This is a genomic window from Desulfobulbaceae bacterium, assembly GCA_015231515.1.
GTDB lineage: Bacteria > Desulfobacterota > Desulfobulbia > Desulfobulbales > VMSU01 > JADGBM01.
Genome location: JADGBM010000024.1, coordinates 1 through 17,206, shown reverse-complemented (window position 1 = coordinate 17,206; position 17,206 = coordinate 1). Strand labels below are relative to the sequence as shown.

The following is a 17,206-nucleotide window of genomic DNA, read 5'->3' as shown; positions in this document are numbered from 1 at the left end:
GAATGTAAATGATGACATCAGTTAGCGCTTGCCACTTTTAACTTTTAACTTTCCGGCTCCGCCGTATTAAGTATATTCCTTGTTCAGAGCCAAACCGACAACATTTCGTTGAATCTGATTAGTTCCTTCATAAATTTGCAGTATCTTGGCATCCCGCATCATCTTTTCAACCGGGTATTCACGCATATACCCGTACCCTGCCAATACTTGCACAGCATCAATGGTCACCTTCATCGCTACATCTGTTGCAAAAACTTTACACATTGATGAAGCCTTCGACATATCCTTCGGGTGCGCATCAATATGTTTTGCCGATTGATACACCAGGGCGCGGGCTGCTTCAGTTTGAATTGCCATATCAGCCAATAAATGCTGTACTGCCTGAAATGAAATTATCGGCTTACCAAACTGAATACGTTCTTTAGCATACTTTACCGACTCATCCAAGGCCGCCTGAGCAAGACCGACGCCCAATATAGCAATTCCTGGTCGAGATTTATCCAAGGTCTTCATAACAGTAATAAACCCTGTTCCCTGTCGACCAATTATCCTATCTTTAGGAATTCGACAATCTTTAAAGATCAATTCCCTGGTGGAAGAGGCCCTGATACCAAGTTTTTTCTCCTTTGGCCCATAGGAAAAACCAGGGTCGGTATCCTCAACCACAAACATGGACGCTCCACGAGGGCCCTTACTACGATCGGTTATAGCAATCACAGTGTATAAATTTGCCTCGCCACCGTTAGTTATCCACTGTTTTGTACCATTAAGAACCCATTCATCACCGTCAAGTACCGCAGTGGTCTGAATACCGGAGGCATCACTTCCAGCATTTGCTTCAGTGAGTGCAAAGGCCGCCATAATTTCACCAGATGCCAACAATGGCAGATACTTCTCTTTCAGCTCATCACTTCCTGATAGGATTATCGGGTATGCACCAAGCGCATTAGCAGCAAAACTAGTAGCAATTCCGACACAGCCACGGGCAAATTGTTCAAGCGCTAAGACAATATCAAAACTACCTCCGCCATAGCCGCCATATTGCTCTTCAATATAGAGTCCTGATAGATCGGCCTTAGCAATCTCTTTTATAATTTCACGGGGAAACTCTTCTTTTTCATCAAGTTCAGCTCGACAAGGTATTATTTTTTCATTGGTAATTTGTTGAGCGACCTCAACGATCATTTGCTGTTCTTCTGTTAAAAAATAGTCCATTAAAATCCCCAAATTACTGGTATTACAATCATTGAGTAAAGACACGCTTCGTATCTTAAATTCAAATTACCATTTAACAATAGAAGCACCCCAGGTAAACCCACCACCAAAAGCACAAAAAAGTACTGTGTCACCTCTATGCAACTTGCCCAAACGATTGGCCTCATCAAGTGCTATGGGTATGCTGGCTGCAGATGTATTACCATATTTGTGTATATTTACATAGACTTTTTCTGGAGGGACCGAAAGCCTTTCCAGCAGGCTGTTAAGAATACGAATATTGGCTTGATGGGGAATCACATACGATATATCTTCAATTGTCATGTTCTGTTTTTTTAAAACTTGCACAACTGCATTTTCCATAGATTTAACAGCATACTTAAATACATCTTTCCCTTCCATCTTAATATATGACCCTTTATTGTTTGCATTAAGCAGATCAGGGTTCATACCTTTTGCAGAATTCATACTCAGAAGGTGAGACAACGTCCCATCGGCATAAAGTTTACTGCCCAGTAGCCCATAGTCGTAGGACGATGTTCCTGTCACAACTACAGCGCCCGCACCATCTCCCCACAATACGCATGTGGTACGATCCTGCCAATTCGTCCGTGCTGAAAGATTTTCCGCACCAATCACAAGTATTTTCAGGTCAGGATCACGTCTGACATACGCATCTGCTAAATCCAGTCCATACAAGAAACCACAGCAAGCAGCGTTAATATCGTAGGCAAATGCCTTAACAGCACCGAGCTCCTTCTGGGCAAGACAAGCGCATGAAGGCATGGACATTTCGCTGGTCATTGTGCCACAGATAATCAGGTCGATCTCTTGGGCAGTTACGCCAGCCATATCCAGAGCCTGACGACTAGCATGTGCAGCAATTTTAGAGGTTTCTTCGCCAGGGCCGGCGATACGACGAGATTTGATACCAGTTCGAGTAGTAATCCACTCATCAGAGGTATCAACAATGGATTCAAGGTCGTGGTTGGAAACTTCACGCCTTGGCAGACATGAACCAGTCCCTAAAATAAATGAATTCTTCATGGAATTGTTTTCAGGCCGTTTCTATATTTTCGGGCAAAACCTGATCTTTAGCGAGGAGATTGCAGATATGGTCATTCATATTGTTACGTACCATTTCTGCTGCGACTCTAATGGCATTCATTATAGCTCGCGAGTTTGAGCGGCCATGGCAGATAATGGCGGTACCATTAAACCCCAGAAGTGGTGCTCCGCCATACTCAGCATAATCAGTTCGTTTTTTCAGATTCGCGTAGGCTTTCTTGGTAAGAAGATAACCCACCTTGGATATAAGGTTTTTAGAAAACTCTTCCCTTAGCATGGATACCATCGCATCAGCAAGACCTTCACTCAGCTTCAGACAAACATTTCCGACAAAACCATCACAAACCATAACATCGACATCACCTTGAAAAATATCTCTGCCCTCGACGTTACCGATGTAATTGAGGTTACTTGCAGTCAACAGTTCGTGGGTTTTTTTTACCAGGGCATTGCCCTTGCCACCCTCTTCGCCAATACTCAAGAGACCAACCCTCGGCTCATCAATATCAAACAATACCCTGGAAAATGCGGTTGCCATCACTGCAAACTGGTGCAGATGCTGGGGCCTGCAATCCACATTGGCACCAACATCCATAATAACCAGTGGTTTTTTGAGCGTTGGAAATATACCTGCTATACCCGGCCTGGAAATACCTTTAAGCCGACCAAGTGTTTTTACAGCGGCAGCTAAAGTGGCCCCTGAATTGCCGGCACTCACGACAGCATCAACCTTTTTATCTTTAAGTTGTTCAAAGGCAACAACTATGGAAGAATCCTTCTTTTTGCGAATCGCATCAAGCGGAGATTCATCCATTTCGACTACCTGTGTTGTATGGACAATCGAAATTCTGTCATGAACATCAAAGGCAGAAGTATGTTCTTTTTGAGCAGCACACTTTTTATAATCAGCGAGATGTTTTGTCAGTGATGTATCAATACACTTTTTATCGCCAAGCAAAACGACCTGATAACCATACTTGCAGACTGCGTCAACAGCACCGGAAATGACTTCATCAGGTTCGCGATCACCACCCATTACATCTAAAGCTATCTGCACGTCACTCCCCTAATCCGGCAGGCCGGGATCTTCATGACAACTCATGGTAACACGCCATGGAGTCAGATTTTATTTGATAATTCACGTGCAAAACAGGCGTCAACGATGAATGTAGGCTATTGCTCTTATTAGGACTACTAGATCGACTTTTGCGGTCTATGCCAGCGCGCATCATATCAATGCTGACGAAAGTAAGTGCCATACCAAGTTTTTCTATTCGATTTCGTCATCAAATTTAACAACTGTTCTACCCTTATAGGTACCACAGCCGGCACAAAGGCGATGAGGTTGTTTGGGCTCGCCACACTCAGAACAATTTGAAACATTTGGTGCTACTAATGCGTCATGTGATCGTCGTAATCGGGTCCGAGCGTGAGAATGTCTTCTTTTTGGTAATGCCATCAGATTGCCTCTACAAATTATAGTAAATAACGTTGAACGTTCAACGGATAAAAAATACCGTCATCACAATATGGACGGTACGACTAATGAATTTTTATTTTAGTAAGTTCAGAAAAAGGGCTATCCTTATATAACTCAGAACATGAACACAAACTCTGGTTTTTATCTATGCCGCAGTGAGAACAGAGCCCTTTGCATTTTTCGTTACAGATAGTCTTTACCGGCAGCATCAGATAATACTGTTGTTGAAGCGTTTCAAATAGATCAATTTCCGGATCTTCAAGCTCAACAATATCCATTTCAGCATCTGTCAGTTGATGCTCATCTTCATTATGTAGGTTTTTCCCAACCCCTACCCAGTCGAAAAAAAGTGTAAAATCCGACTCAAGTTTAGATTCAAAACTGGAAAGGCAACGATCACATTCCAACTCAACCGAACATGTAATAAAACCTCTCATAACGACGCGTGATTCGATTTTCTTTAAGGTGATACGTGCTAAAGGGTCACTTAGTACCTTGAAGTCTGTATTGGTAAGCCAGAACCGGTCATTAATGTCGAAGTTCAACCCTTCTTCAGGTATCTCATCAAATGAAATTTTCACACAAATTCCAATTTTTTTTACTTTTAAAAATACCTAAGCAAAGCACTGTTTTTTCAAATCAGAAGAACAGGTGAATATAAGAAATTACGCAGTATTGTCAAGTTATTTAAGAAAATCACACCATCATTAATTTGCTTTAAAGATATCTCAAACTATGAGTTATGGGTAATTTGCCCAGGAAGGCTACGCAAGATAAATCAGTCCAGTAAAACAGCATGAAGTACAATGGCGTTGTCGAATAAAGGATTAATCGAGAACGAAAAAACACGAAGGGAACAATTTCAGGCAGGGATAAACCATAAGGAGGAAATTTCAGTGTGAAGCGTTTGACAATTTAATTTTTTCTTGAAGACGTAACATCAAACCGTCAAATTTTTCGGCAGTAATTATTTCTGAAAATTGGCGTCTGTACTGTTTTATAACGCTGGCGCCCTCGATTACAACATCAAAAACCAGCCACTCGTCGCCTTCTTTTTTCAATTTATAAATTATCGAAATTTCACTCGTATCCTTCACAAATTGACTATAGACCAACGCCAAATTATCTTTGACATTCTCTTTTGAAAAAACGACTTTCTCATCGGAATACGACTCAATCCTTCTGATATAGGTTTTCTTTAAAAGATCAGAGAACAAGACAACAAAACCTGCCTGCTCCTCCACTGTCAGACTGTCCCAGTTATCGCCGAGTGCCAGTCTCGACATCAGTTGGAAATTGAAACGCTGATCCACCAACTGCAGTATCGTGTTCTTACGCTTTTCTGAGTTTTCCTCACCTTTTAGAGCCTGATCAGTTACAACCTGGATTATTCTTTCTACTGTCATTTTTATTGAGTCAATAGGCAAACTCGCTTCGGCAGAGACCACTGCAACAAAACCCAGAACAAATAAAAAAACAGTGCATGATGCCACTATCTTTCTCTTAATGTGAAACGATACCATGCTTAAATACCTTGTATGCTCAATTTTTAAATTATCTACTGAGTACTAGAGTCTCTTGAAAACCGGCCTTAATTAGTTCCTGCTCCGCATTTTTTGCCAAGACAAACTCATTGCCGCCGATGACCTGAATACCATAAAACGTATAATCCTCTCGAATATATTCTACAACAACAGGCTCTCTATCGATTGACAGCAGTCTTTGGGATAAGGCGTCACCATTTTCAATGTCGGTAAAAACCCCCACCTGGATAAAGTATTTTTTTGATTTTAATCGCTCCGGGCTAACTGCTTTCACAGGACCATCCGTTAAAGCGCTTAACATCGCGGATTTATCAGCTTCATCAAAATTAAAAAAACTGCTTTGTTTCGGATACGAAGATGTATCAATATGCTTATCGAGGATCTGACTCCGACGACTATCAGTAAAAAACTGCCGCATCGCAATATACGGGTCAAAGGATGATTCAATAAACTGTTCGTACTCCCCGAGCACAAGTGAGGTCTGGTTAATACGTTTCCCGGCATGGACAGCTAAGCCATTTGTTGAGTCATCAAAATAAATATAGCTTAGAGGGTTGAGAAAGGAGTCACCAACCTTGCCGATTGTATCACGGATATTAGAGGGGCCAAAGATAGGCCAACAGATATAGATACCTTCACCAAAACCGTATTTTCCCAGAGTCTGGCCAAAATCTTCATCTGAAGTGTGCAAGTTAAACACCTCTTTAGCCGGATCAGCTAAACCTCCAGCGCCAGCAGTGGTGTTTATCACAAAACGCAGCAGCTCAGTCCCTGACTGTGCAACTTTTCCCTGCAAAAGGTTATTTACAATTCGAATAGGTGCCACGATATTGTTAAAGGCATTGCCAATACACCCGCGAATATCTTCAGGCAATATTGCAGCATATGTTTCAGCCACAGGGTTTAAGAGATACGTGTATAGCGTATCGTTAAACTGAAAAAAAATCCTGTTGAGCGGCTCTATCGGGTCACTGATTTCAGAAATTTCAGTGTCAGTTTCGTACTCACCAAGCAAGTCATCATCGGCCTGCATCGCGACTAAAGGCTGCGCAAACAAAAGGAATACTACGAGATACGATGTGATTTTTCTCCTCAAGACATCAGGCTCCTTTTATTAAAGTGATAAAATAGCTGCTAGAAGCATTGTCGATAATTTAAATTAATTTTACAAGACAAAAAATAATCCCAAATATGCTTTTTATAATTTAATGTATCATTGAATTATTATTCAAACTGTGTTGTATTTACCGTGTCGATAAACGTATCATCTACCCAAAAAATACCCTTAATAAGACAAAATAATGTTTATAAAAATATATAAACGAACCATCATTAAACATCCAGGTTTTTCGATTTTTTTTGTTTTTCTGGCAGTGGCATTTTTTTCATTCCATTCAGGAAAATTCAAACTTGACGCCTCGGCTGACTCTCTGGTTCTCGAAAATGATGATGCCCTGCGTTATTTTCGTAAAATCTACAACCAGTACGGAACAAACGATTATCTGGTTCTGACCTACACCCCTGCCGCTGACCTTTTCAGCAAGCCGGTCATTGATGATTTAAAAAAACTCTCCGACGAGCTTTCAGCTCTCCGTGGTGTGGATTCCATTGTCAGTATCTTAAATGTCCCGCTGCTTTTTAGTCCTAAAGTCACTTTCAGCGATTTATCGAACCAGGTCAGGACCCTTTTAACTCCGGATGTTGATTTCCAGCTTGCCAAGCAGGAGTTTAAAACAAATCCAATTTACAGCGAACAACTTGTAAGCCCTGACGGTCAAACAACTGCCATTCTAATCAACCTGCCTATTAACCATAAATTACGTGACCTCCTGACCGAACGAACAAATTTACGAGAGAAAGAGTTCAACAAGACTATCACAGCCGATGAACGCTCAAGATTGGCTGTCGTTTCAGAAGAGTACAGAGCCTACGCCACACACCTCACCGGCGAGCAGAACGCTTTGGTCGATGAGATTCGCTCTACAATGGAGTTGCACCGCAACACTGCCAATCTGTTTTTGGGCGGTGTTCCAATGATCATTGCCGACATGATCTCATATGTGCAAAGCGACATTATCATCTTCAGCGTCGGAGTTTTTATCTTCCTTATTCTAACCTTAACCATAATTTTCAAACAAAAACGATGGGTCTTTCTACCTATGGTATGTTGTTTTACCGCCGCCACTACCATGATTGGCTTACTTGGATTGATGGATTGGCGGGTAACGGTTATCTCCTCTAATTTTATTTCCTTAATGCTCATCTTCACGATGTCACTCACCATTCACCTGATAGTGCGCTATCGTGAATTATGCACTATCTACCCTGATGAAAGTCAAGAGTTTCTTGTTCTCGAAACGGTCCGTTTAAAATTCATGCCCTGCCTCTACACTGTTTTGACCACAATTGTGGCTTTTGTTTCCTTACTTGTCAGTTCTATTCGCCCGGTAATGGACTTTGGGCTCATGATGACAATTGGCTTAATCGCCTCTTTTATCCTTACATTTCTAATTTTTCCTGCTGCTGCAATGCTAATCAACCGTGAACACATTGCTCTGCAAGAAAGTAAACAGGCCCCTTTCACCTCGATATTTGCTGTATTTACCGACAAGAGAGGTGGTCTGGTTCTATTTATTTCATTTTTATTAATTATGTTAAGCGCCTACGGGGTTACCAAGCTAAAAGTTGAAAATAGATTTATCGACTACTTCAGCGAATCAACAGAGATCTACCAGGGCATGAAACTTATTGATGAAAAGCTAGGAGGAACGACACCGCTTGACATAATTATCGATCTCCCTGACGAACAGGTCGCTACTTCAACCAGCAAAGCAGCTTCAACAAGCGATTCGTCAGCTGGTGATCTGCTGGACGATGATCTGCTTTCAGCCGATTTTGGCGGCGATGAACTCCTGGTGGACGAATCAAATTTCTCTTCAGAGAGATACTGGTTTACCGCCTATAAGCTCGAAAAACTTGAACGAATCCACTCCTTTATCGAGCAGTTACCCGAAACAGGCAAAGTTTCTTCAATTGCTACTTTGACAAAAATTGCCACATCTCTTAATAACAGCATTGCTCTTGATGATTACGAGTTATCGCTTATGTACGATAAAATACCGCAGACCATCAAAGATGTTCTTGTTACCCCCTACCTTTCCATCGCCAACAACCAAGTTCGTTTTGCCACTCGAATTATGGAGTCAGATATCAACCTTTCCCGCCAGAAATTGATTGAGAAAATAGATCTGTTTCTTGTTGATGAGATGAACTATCCGGCTGATTCCATTCACTTTACCAACATGGTGGTTCTCTATAACAATATGCTGCAAAGTTTATTCAAATCTCAGATTATGACGATTGGGGTTGTGTTTTGCGGAATTATGCTCATGTTCATGGTGCTTTTCAGATCCCTGTCAATTGCCCTGATAGCTATCCTGCCAAACTTGCTTCCGGCAGCCATGGTCTTAGGAGCTATGGGTTTTTTTGGTATTCCACTGGACATGATGACAATTACAATTGCAGCCATTTCCATCGGGATTGCAGTTGACGACACAATTCACTACATACATCGGTTCATGAAAGAGTTCAAAAAGGATCGAAACTATCGGGCGACAATGCATCGCTGTCATGCAAGTATTGGGAAAGCTATGTATTATACATCACTGACCATCATAATAGGCTTTTCAATCCTTGTTCTTTCAAAATTCATCCCTACAATTTACTTTGGTCTTTTCACCGGCTTCGCCATGTTGGCCGCCCTGTTGGCCGCTTTAACTCTGCTACCCCAGCTCATCATTGTTTTCAAGCCATTAGGTCCTGAGGCCCCTACAAAATCAGCCAATGCCCAAAACTAAACTATTGTCTCGTGAACACCTCATCGTCTTCCGGCGCTTAAGCCAGTCGCTGTTCACTGTTTTTTGCCTTTACAGTGGGTGGCAGTTTTTCCAATTTCACCAGTGGGCTATTGGAAAATCTGCTGTTTATATCCAAAGGCCCCCTTCGGTCGAGGCCTTTTTACCTATCAGCGCCCTATTGGGCCTTAAAAGACTATTGTTCACAGGCCAATATGACCCAATTCATCCAGCTGGCTTAACAATATTTATTGCAGCTCTAACAATAGCACTTCTTGTCAGAAAAGGCTTTTGCGGCTGGATATGCCCCGTTGGTTTCACCTCCAACCTTGCAGAAAAGGCCGGGGTTAGGTTTAAAACCATCTTCAAACTACCGTTTTTTCTCGACATACCACTACTCTCCCTTAAATACATACTGCTCTTCTTTTTTATATATCTCATCGCCTTCAAGATGAACCTTGCCTCCATCGACAGTTTTTTACGCTCACCCTATAACATTACAGTTGATGCTAAAATGCTTTACTTCTTCATTGCTCCTGGGAAACTGGCTGCAACTGTCATGATCTTCCTGCTGATGATCTCCTTCGTCATTAAGAATTTCTGGTGTCGATACCTATGCCCTTACGGTGCGCTGCTGGGTATTCTGGCATGTATCAGCCCTTTTGCAGTTAAACGTGATTCAAAGAGATGTATCGACTGCAAAAAATGCGACAAAATCTGCCCTGCGCTGATTTCGGTATCCGACAAGAGTGGTCACGTTCGGAGCCTTGAGTGCATTGGTTGCCTTGACTGCGTCAGCACTTGCCCTCAGGAGGACTGCCTGACCGTCAGAGTGGGGCCATCTCAAAAGGTTTCACCGTATCTGATTCCATTTTTGACGATTGCCATATTCTTATTATTCTGGCTGATTGCCGTCTCGACTGGTCACTGGCACAACTCACTACCAGCTGAAATCATGAAACGCTATTATGAAATGGGAGTTTGAGGCTAAAGGGGTAAGGGGTTAAGGGTAAAGGGTTAAGGGTTAAGGGGCTAAAGGCTAATAGCTAATATCTGTCCATTATTTACGATTTTTAGGTGGCGGGATTTTCTTAGCGAAGAGGCTGTCGGCTTCTTCAACTGACAGGCCGGGAAGAACAAATCGTTTCGTTTTGCTTTGCTGACCACTTTTTAACGAAATAGTACTCTTTGGTATTTCAAAAAATTTCGCCAGCAAAGCAATAATTTCAGAATTTGCCTTCCCTTCTACTGGTGGGGCAGTTGTAGCAATTTTTAACGTGTGATTAAAAACTCCTACAACAGTATTTTTAGATGCCCTTGGTTGCACGGTAACATCAACAAGCAGATTTCCATCAGCGCTGCGAATACAGCCCTGACTACTTAATGTCTGCTTTGCAGCTATGACTTATCCTCTTCAATTTTGACTTCATCAAGTGGATCTTCGAGGGTAAACATAATTTCATCATCCAGATCGGGGATGGAACCCTCAGCTATATTCATATCTATCAACGACGTTTCTGATTCAAACTGAACAGTTACCTCGTCATCATCACTATCATTCTCTGCTTCTGGAATATCGTGATCGGCTGGGTGTGCTGAAGGCAGTTCAATTTTCTCATACAAATCCGACAGATCAACATCAGCATCAGAAAGGGCCGTCGAGGCAGCCATCCCGGTATCTTCGGAATCAACAGTAAGCGCTGAAGAAGTTGTCAGTTGATCATCACTTTCCCCGTAAAGCTCCGAGGAGATACTCATTTCTCTCTCGTCTGTGTCATCATGAGCGTTGTCCCCACCAATTCGCGTTGATGAACTGTTATCAATCATATCGAGATAATCATCAATGACAGCACGGAGATCATTTTCCAGCTCACCCTGAGTTCCTCGGAGCTGATCAACCCGATACTCAAGCTCGGTAATCTCTTTTAAAGCCTCATCCTTCAGTCTTTTCACCTCTTCATGAGCTTGACTGAGAATGTAATCGGCCTCCTCTCGGCTTTTGCGTACCATTTGGTCTGAAATATTCTGCGCAGAGATAAGGGCATTTTTAAAGGAGTGCTCCTCTTTTTTTAATTTATCCAACTCCTGTCTACAGGTATCAGCTTGAAGTTTAATTGCCTTATTTTCCTCAATGACCATAAGAAAATTTTCAGCAATCTGTTCGAGAAACCCATCAACCTCTTCAACATCAAAACCGCGAAAACGTACATGAAATTGTTTAGCTTGAATGTCCTGCGGGGTTAAACTCATAATTCAGCTCCTGGTGAATTGAGACAACAAGTAAAAGACCTGTTACTTAGCAAGTGAAACGCTTTGGCTTCATAATAGCATGAAAAGCAAAGAGATCCGTGAGGTGTGACACTATCCCAATGAAAAGGCGATCTGCTTCAAAGTTGTGACAAGAAACTGTTGTAAAAATATAATTGCCATAATCAAAATCATTGGCGAAAAATCTATGCCGCCGCCATACAAAGGGAGCACACGGCGTATTCTAACCAGAACAGGCTCGGTAACCTCATAGAGGAACCGAACGATAGGATTATTGGGATCGGCATTGACCCATGAGATAACCGCTCGACCTATAAGTATCCACATATAGGCATTAAGAATAAAACTTAAAAGAGTAGCCAAGGCGCTAATAAAATTACTCAACACAAACATCTCTATGTCCTGATTAAAAAAAGTTAGTAGATTTAAAGTCTATATCAATTTATCAACAATTTCAAATATAGCCACACTTGCTTTACAGCTCGGGGCACCCAGCACAAAAGGGGATTGTTTCCTGATAGCTTGGGCAACGTTCTGATCCGTAGGTATTATCCCTAAAAGTCCCGGCTCAATCTTTAAAAAATTCTTAAAAACCATCACCATGTTTTGGTAAACATCAAGACCCTCTTTATTACTTTTTACGTTATTGATTACAAGCTGAAAAGAGTTTTTATCATATTTGGTCGCTAAAATTTTCCCGAGGGCATAGGCATCAGTCATTGAAGTCGGATCCGGCGTCAGAATAATGATGTTTGAGTGTGCCCACTGATTAAACCACAAGACTGACTCGCCAACTCCGGCAGCACAGTCAACAAGAACAAAGTCAAAATCATTAATAACCTCTTCAAGCGAACTGGTTAAATAGGCCTGATCCTCGTAGGACAAATTAGCCATTTCAGGGACACCAGAACTCGCCGGCAATATATAGAACCCTTCGTGCTCGACTAAAATATCTAATAATGGCGCGCCCTGCTCAAGGGCCTCCTGCACGGTATGCTTGACATTAAGCCCTAAAAGAATGTCGATATTAGCCAGGCCAAGGTCAGCATCAACAACCAGCACCCTTTTCCGCTTTTTCACAAAAGCTGCGGCCAGATTAACCGTCAGGGATGTTTTACCGACACCGCCCTTGCCACTGCTCAGACAGATTATTTCAGGTACATGGGCACAGTCGTTTACATGTTTAGCCATCAATTTAAAGCCTTCTTTGAAATCATAAAAAGTTGAGCCCTTTCCTCAACCGTAACCTGACTGCTGGAAAAAGTGTCAGTAAAACAGATCTGTTTGCCGCCCTGGGTTATGGATTTTTTCAAATTATCAGTCACCTTTTCAATTAACTCATCAACCGTTATGTCACTTGTGGTTTTCACTCCAATACCTGCTGCAAGTGATATCGGGCAATAACTCCAGTCCGGCCCATCAAGTTTCTTCTTTATTTCATCAACAAGCAAGCGTGCCTTTATCAAACCAGCAGCGGGAAGAATCAAGCAAAACCCGGTACTTAAGCAACTCATTTTCAGGCCATTATAGCATTCAGGAGCCAAGTCCGCACCCTGGAGAGGATACCACAACAAATGACCTTGAGGTTCTTTTATTTCTCCGATAATAGAGGTTATTTCAAAAAGAATCGTATCCACAGGTACTGTTGACACTGTTTCAAGTGAGGCCATCATCATGATCAAGGCACATGGCATCTGAACTTGGCGGGACTCATCCAGATGGTGGCGCAAAATTTTACGAATCTGATCCCGTGAACTCAGTTGTCCCGATTGCAGAGTATCAATAACATCGGTACCCTGAACCGAACTGTCTGAGCCCGTCCGCACAGACTCATCAGTGATCTCAAGCTGAGTAAATTTGATCGCTGCTAAAACTTTAAGTTCATGGATAAGAGAAACTGCGGCGCTCAACCTGTCATAAATAAATTTACCAACAACTTTGCCACCTTCTGAAATTGAAAGCGAGTAGGTTCGGTTGACTTCTTTGGCGGGTTGCGAGGTTCCGGGAGGCGTCTGCGCCTGGCCAATTTTTTCGGGTATCATTAAGAAACTTTTGTACCAGCAGTCACTTCTGCAGAAACAGCAGACAAAAAGAGTTTTCCATTATCTTTGGCCGCCAGCACCATCCCATTTGACTCAATTCCCATTAACTTTGCTGGTTTAAGATTTGCCACGATAATTACCTGCTTACCGACAACATCTTCTGGCCCATAATGCTCGGCAATTCCGGCAACTATGGTTCTTTCCTCAGGGGCCTTCACAGTTAATTTGAGTAACCGGTCTGATTTAGGTATCGACTCTGCCGCACATATGGTTGCAACCCGTAGATCAAGTTGTTTGAATTGCTCAAAATCAAGCAGATTTTCAACCTCGCTTTTTGCTTTTGAAGCAGGTTCTGACTTTGAAGAACTTTCAGCCATGGGCTTTTTCTTATCCAGGCGAGGAAACAAGGCCTCACCAAGGTTGACCGCAGTCCCCACTTCAAGGCCTGTGCCCCATACCGGTTCATTGGTCTTCAGACTGGGTTTAGAGGCAACATTAAGTGCTGTAGACATTTTAGAGGCAGTTTGCGGCATGATGGCGTGTAATGGCAGACTAATTATGCGAAGCACTTCCAGTAAATTATAGATTACATCTTCTAAGCGCTTTCTTTTATCAGGGTCTTTAGCAAGTTCCCATGGTGCATTTTCGACTATATATTTATTCGACAGGCTGATCACTTCCCATACCGACTGTAAGGCACGATGAAATAAAAAAGCGTCCATATCCTTGACAAAAACCACCAACATTGATTCGGCAGCATCAATAAGAGCCTGATCAAGTTCGGTTGCACTCTGCGGCTTAGGTGGAACTTTCCCGTCAGCAAATTTTTTAACCATGGCCAGGGTACGACTGAACAAATTGCCCAGATCATTGGCCAAATCTGAATTTTGCCGATTAATAATTGCCTCATCCGAAAAGGATGAATCTACCCCAAAGGCCATATCCCTGAGCAGAAAATATCGAACAGTGTCTGTCCCAAAATCATCAACCAGCTGCTGGGGACGCACAACATTTCCTATAGTCTTAGACATTTTGGTGTCATTAATGTTCCAGTAACCATGCACATGGAGCTTTTTATAGGGATCGACCCCCATAGCCCTGAGCATTGTTGGCCAATAGATGGCATGCGGTTTCAAAATGTCTTTGGCCACTACATGCTCTGCTACCGGCCAAAACGTCAGGAAGTTCTGGCTATGGTCGCCACTTGCTGAATAGCCCAAACCGGTAATATAATTAATCAAGGCATCAAACCAGACATAGGTAACATAAGTTTCATCAAAGGGCAGAGGAATACCCCAGGTTAACCGTGAAGTCGGTCTTGAGATGCATAAGTCCGTTAATGGTTCACTTAAAAAGGATAAAACTTCATTTTTATAGCGTTCAGGAGTTATAAACTCAGGATGAGCCTTAATATGCTCGATCAACCAGTCCTGATATTTACTCATTTTGAAAAAATAATTCTTCTCTGATATCTCATCGGGAGCCTTCTGGTGATCAGGACAAAGTCCGCCGACAAGCTCTTTTTCCGTCAGAAAACGTTCGCATCCCTGACAGTAAAAACCAGTGTAATCACTAAAAACAATATCACCTTTATCATAGAGCTTCTGAAGAATCTGACGCACAACCTTCTTATGCCCCTCATCGGTGGTACGTATAAAGTTATCATACTCAATCGATAGTCCAGGCCAGGCATCCCGAAACTTGGCGCTGATCATATCGGCATATTGCTGAGGCGATATCCCGGCTTTCTGAGCAGCGACATCAATTTTATCACCATGCTCATCGGTTCCGGTCTGAAAGCGGACATTACGGCCAAGTAATTTCGAAAACCGGCTATATGTATCAGCCACAATTGTCGTATAGGCATGCCCGAGATGAGGCTCAGCATTAACATAAAATATTGGTGTTGTTATGTAGGTATTCACTGTTTTTTCCCCTTCCTGGGGCCTCTTCGCTTCTTGCTTCGGCCCTGAGGATGCGGCTTTTTTTCTTCCGTTTTTTTAGCTTGCTCCGGCCTTTTGGGCTGCTCCTGCTTCTTGGGCTGCTCCTGCTTCTTGGGCTGCTCCTGCTTCTTGCGATGTTCTGGTTGCTCTTTTAGAGGCGGCTCTGGCTGTATTCGCGAAGAACCACCGACAGATTCTACTTGTTGCCATTGATCACGGCGCAACTCGATCGATGTTTCGGGATTCGTAAGCGAGGTGACGTTAACAGAGCCCTTCAAGATATTGACTTTATTGACCTTGAATTTTTCACCATTGCAACTGATTGAACTTCCAGGCTTGGGCATATCTTTCTTCAAGCTCTTGTAGGTTTCAAACTCATGGGTGAGACAACACAATAATCGGTTGCATGCCCCTGAAATTTTTGATGGATTCAGTGGGAGATTTTGTTCTTTGGCCATTTTTATGGACACTGGCACAAACTTGGTCATAAACGATGCACAGCATAACTCTCTGCCACAGCATCCCAACCCGCCCAGCATCTGGGTTTCGTGGCGAACACCAATTTGTCGCATTTCAACACGGGTCCGGAACTCCTGAACAAGATCTTTAACCAGAACCCGGAAATCAACCCTGTTTTCAGACGTAAAATAAAAAACAATTTTACTGCCGTTAAAAAACCGCTCAACTCGAATCAACTTCATATCCAATCCAAGTTTTTTTATGGTCTCATTACAGAATGCAATAGAGTCCCGCTCTCTTGTGATGAGATTTTCATACTTCACCATCTCATCACGCGATGCACGACGGGCTATTGCATATAATGCTGTTGTTTGCGGCTCATCACTAAACACCACTGCGCCTAAACCACTTACTGTGGCAGGCTCCTGTCCGTGATCAGTGGCGACCATAACAAGCTCACCCTTTGTTAAATTGCTGATTTTAGAGGCAGCCGAATGTATATGACCCTTCTCCCGAAACTTGATCTGGTATAGTTTATTTACCAGTTTGGGTGAATCTTGGTTGTCTTCCTGCAAAATCTGCTCTTGGTTTTCTGCTACTTCAGACATAAATTTGTAACCAATTATAAGTTAATGAAGCTTTCTTCGTAACCGTTCTTCTTTCAAGAAATTTATTGTATGAGATGCCAGAAAAGAATCTCGCAAACAAAACTTTTATTACAATTTGCCTTAATTTGTTTCTGGGCCATAGTAATGTGGGCCACTTTATCAGAAAGATCTGACAAATTCCAGCGATCCTTTGCCTGACAAGTATTTTGATATAGCTCCCGCCAGACAAAAAAAATGTCATCGGATAATGAATGGGCCTTGAGGCAATCCCCATACCACAATTTCAACAGCTCTAAAAAATCAGTGAGTTCCTCTTTCAGCATAGCCATTTTCTCGGCTGTTCGAAAAATAATCTCCACAGCTCCGGGATCTGTCGCCTTGAGAGAGGAGATCTTTCTAATAAGTTCTTCAACCAGTGCTAAGTGTTCATTCCGGCAAAGCTCTTCCGCCCTGCCCAGACACCCAGCCGCAGCTACGGCGGCCTTGCTGGCAAGCCCTTTTTCTATGCCCTGCACTTCCAGACTTTTTTCAATATCAGCTTGGGTTAAAGAGTAGAAGGGAACCACCTGACAACGAGAAACAATGGTCGGCAACAAGTCAGACGATTCGTCGGTGGTAAGGACAAAAACAGTCGATTCGGGTGGTTCTTCCAAGGTTTTCAGCAGACTGTTGACAACCTCACGCCGAGACATTGTAACATGAATATCTGCAATAAGAACTATTCG

At 42.6% G+C, this 17,206-nt stretch carries 16 protein-coding genes and 1 pseudogene; 2 read left to right on the top strand and 15 right to left on the bottom strand.

All coding sequences use genetic code 11. The annotated features are described in order from the left end of the window. Window positions 1-66 precede the first annotated feature (66 nt). The 7 genes from HQK80_05975 to HQK80_05945 all read right to left on the bottom strand — a co-directional run bounded on the left by HQK80_05975 (window position 67) and on the right by HQK80_05945 (window position 6,403). A complete protein-coding gene (locus HQK80_05975) occupies window positions 67-1,215 on the bottom strand; it encodes an acyl-CoA dehydrogenase family protein (GenBank protein MBF0221761.1) in 1,149 nt (382 codons plus the stop codon). 66 nt (window positions 1,216-1,281) lie between these two features. Further along, entirely contained in the window at window positions 1,282-2,262 is a 981-nt protein-coding gene (locus HQK80_05970; protein ID MBF0221760.1) for a ketoacyl-ACP synthase III, read from the bottom strand. A 10-nt stretch (window positions 2,263-2,272) separates the two neighbouring features. Then, complete coding sequence (gene plsX, locus HQK80_05965; protein MBF0221759.1) at window positions 2,273-3,340, bottom strand: phosphate acyltransferase PlsX; 1,068 nt, start codon at window positions 3,338-3,340, stop codon at window positions 2,273-2,275. Window positions 3,341-3,553: 213 nt separating this feature from the next. Next, complete coding sequence (gene rpmF, locus HQK80_05960) at window positions 3,554-3,742, bottom strand: 50S ribosomal protein L32 (GenBank protein ID MBF0221758.1); 189 nt, start codon at window positions 3,740-3,742, stop codon at window positions 3,554-3,556. A gap of 83 nt (window positions 3,743-3,825) precedes the next feature. After that, window positions 3,826-4,344, bottom strand: a complete 519-nt coding sequence (locus tag HQK80_05955) for a DUF177 domain-containing protein (protein MBF0221757.1) — start codon at window positions 4,342-4,344, stop codon at window positions 3,826-3,828. Between the two features lie 312 nt (window positions 4,345-4,656). After that, complete coding sequence (locus HQK80_05950) at window positions 4,657-5,169, bottom strand: ABC transporter substrate-binding protein (GenBank protein ID MBF0221756.1); 513 nt, start codon at window positions 5,167-5,169, stop codon at window positions 4,657-4,659. A 148-nt stretch (window positions 5,170-5,317) separates the two neighbouring features. Beyond that, window positions 5,318-6,403 (bottom strand): VacJ family lipoprotein, encoded by a 1,086-nt coding sequence (locus tag HQK80_05945; GenBank protein ID MBF0221755.1) that lies wholly within the window; start codon window positions 6,401-6,403, stop codon window positions 5,318-5,320. Between the two features lie 205 nt (window positions 6,404-6,608). On the opposite strand from HQK80_05945, the gene HQK80_05940 reads away from it, so the two are divergent. Both HQK80_05940 and HQK80_05935 read left to right on the top strand, forming a co-directional pair. Continuing rightward, window positions 6,609-9,164 carry an MMPL family transporter gene (locus HQK80_05940; protein MBF0221754.1) on the top strand — a complete coding sequence of 852 codons (2,556 nt, stop codon included), beginning with the start codon at window positions 6,609-6,611 and terminating at the stop codon, window positions 9,162-9,164. Continuing rightward, window positions 9,151-10,146: a 4Fe-4S binding protein gene (locus HQK80_05935; protein ID MBF0221753.1), complete on the top strand. Its 996-nt coding sequence runs from the start codon at window positions 9,151-9,153 to the stop codon at window positions 10,144-10,146. The genes HQK80_05940 and HQK80_05935 overlap by 14 nt, the downstream gene beginning before the upstream one ends. A gap of 75 nt (window positions 10,147-10,221) precedes the next feature. On the opposite strand, the gene HQK80_05930 is transcribed toward HQK80_05935, so the two are convergent. The 8 genes and pseudogenes from HQK80_05930 to HQK80_05895 form a co-directional block, all read right to left on the bottom strand. Beyond that, window positions 10,222-10,527: a YggU family protein gene (locus tag HQK80_05930; protein ID MBF0221752.1), complete on the bottom strand. Its 306-nt coding sequence runs from the start codon at window positions 10,525-10,527 to the stop codon at window positions 10,222-10,224. 32 nt (window positions 10,528-10,559) lie between these two features. Further along, a complete protein-coding gene (locus HQK80_05925; GenBank protein ID MBF0221751.1) occupies window positions 10,560-11,411 on the bottom strand; it encodes a DivIVA domain-containing protein in 852 nt (283 codons plus the stop codon). 111 nt (window positions 11,412-11,522) lie between these two features. Next, a complete protein-coding gene (locus tag HQK80_05920; GenBank protein MBF0221750.1) occupies window positions 11,523-11,822 on the bottom strand; it encodes a YggT family protein in 300 nt (99 codons plus the stop codon). Window positions 11,823-11,861: 39 nt separating this feature from the next. After that, complete coding sequence (locus HQK80_05915; GenBank protein MBF0221749.1) at window positions 11,862-12,620, bottom strand: MinD/ParA family protein; 759 nt, start codon at window positions 12,618-12,620, stop codon at window positions 11,862-11,864. Beyond that, complete coding sequence (locus tag HQK80_05910) at window positions 12,620-13,471, bottom strand: hypothetical protein (GenBank protein MBF0221748.1); 852 nt, start codon at window positions 13,469-13,471, stop codon at window positions 12,620-12,622. The genes HQK80_05915 and HQK80_05910 overlap by 1 nt, the downstream gene beginning before the upstream one ends. After that, the gene (gene metG, locus HQK80_05905; GenBank protein ID MBF0221747.1) at window positions 13,471-15,396 is read right to left on the bottom strand and encodes a methionine--tRNA ligase; all 1,926 of its coding nucleotides are present in this window, start codon (window positions 15,394-15,396) and stop codon (window positions 13,471-13,473) included. The genes HQK80_05910 and metG overlap by 1 nt, the downstream gene beginning before the upstream one ends. A gap of 275 nt (window positions 15,397-15,671) precedes the next feature. After that, window positions 15,672-16,481, bottom strand: a pseudogene (locus tag HQK80_05900) (hypothetical protein). A 62-nt stretch (window positions 16,482-16,543) separates the two neighbouring features. Continuing rightward, window positions 16,544-17,206, bottom strand: a 663-nt coding sequence (locus HQK80_05895; protein ID MBF0221746.1) for a hypothetical protein, incomplete at its 5' end; no start/stop codon positions are given.

What these genes read in the sequence shown, in the direction of transcription:
- HQK80_05950 (MBF0221756.1), bottom strand. Translation starts at nt 5,169, where the DNA reads ATGACAGTAGAAAGAATAATCCAGGTTGTAACTGATCAGGCTCTAAAA.
- HQK80_05970 (MBF0221760.1), bottom strand. Translation starts at nt 2,262, where the DNA reads ATGAAGAATTCATTTATTTTAGGGACTGGTTCATGTCTGCCAAGGCGT.
- HQK80_05975 (MBF0221761.1), bottom strand. Translation starts at nt 1,215, where the DNA reads ATGGACTATTTTTTAACAGAAGAACAGCAAATGATCGTTGAGGTCGCT.
- HQK80_05915 (MBF0221749.1), bottom strand. Translation starts at nt 12,620, where the DNA reads ATGGCTAAACATGTAAACGACTGTGCCCATGTACCTGAAATAATCTGT.
- HQK80_05910 (MBF0221748.1), bottom strand. Translation starts at nt 13,471, where the DNA reads ATGATACCCGAAAAAATTGGCCAGGCGCAGACGCCTCCCGGAACCTCG.
- HQK80_05940 (MBF0221754.1), top strand. Translation starts at nt 6,609, where the DNA reads ATGTTTATAAAAATATATAAACGAACCATCATTAAACATCCAGGTTTT.
- rpmF (MBF0221758.1), bottom strand. Translation starts at nt 3,742, where the DNA reads ATGGCATTACCAAAAAGAAGACATTCTCACGCTCGGACCCGATTACGA.
- HQK80_05925 (MBF0221751.1), bottom strand. Translation starts at nt 11,411, where the DNA reads ATGAGTTTAACCCCGCAGGACATTCAAGCTAAACAATTTCATGTACGT.
- HQK80_05920 (MBF0221750.1), bottom strand. Translation starts at nt 11,822, where the DNA reads ATGTTTGTGTTGAGTAATTTTATTAGCGCCTTGGCTACTCTTTTAAGT.
- HQK80_05935 (MBF0221753.1), top strand. Translation starts at nt 9,151, where the DNA reads ATGCCCAAAACTAAACTATTGTCTCGTGAACACCTCATCGTCTTCCGG.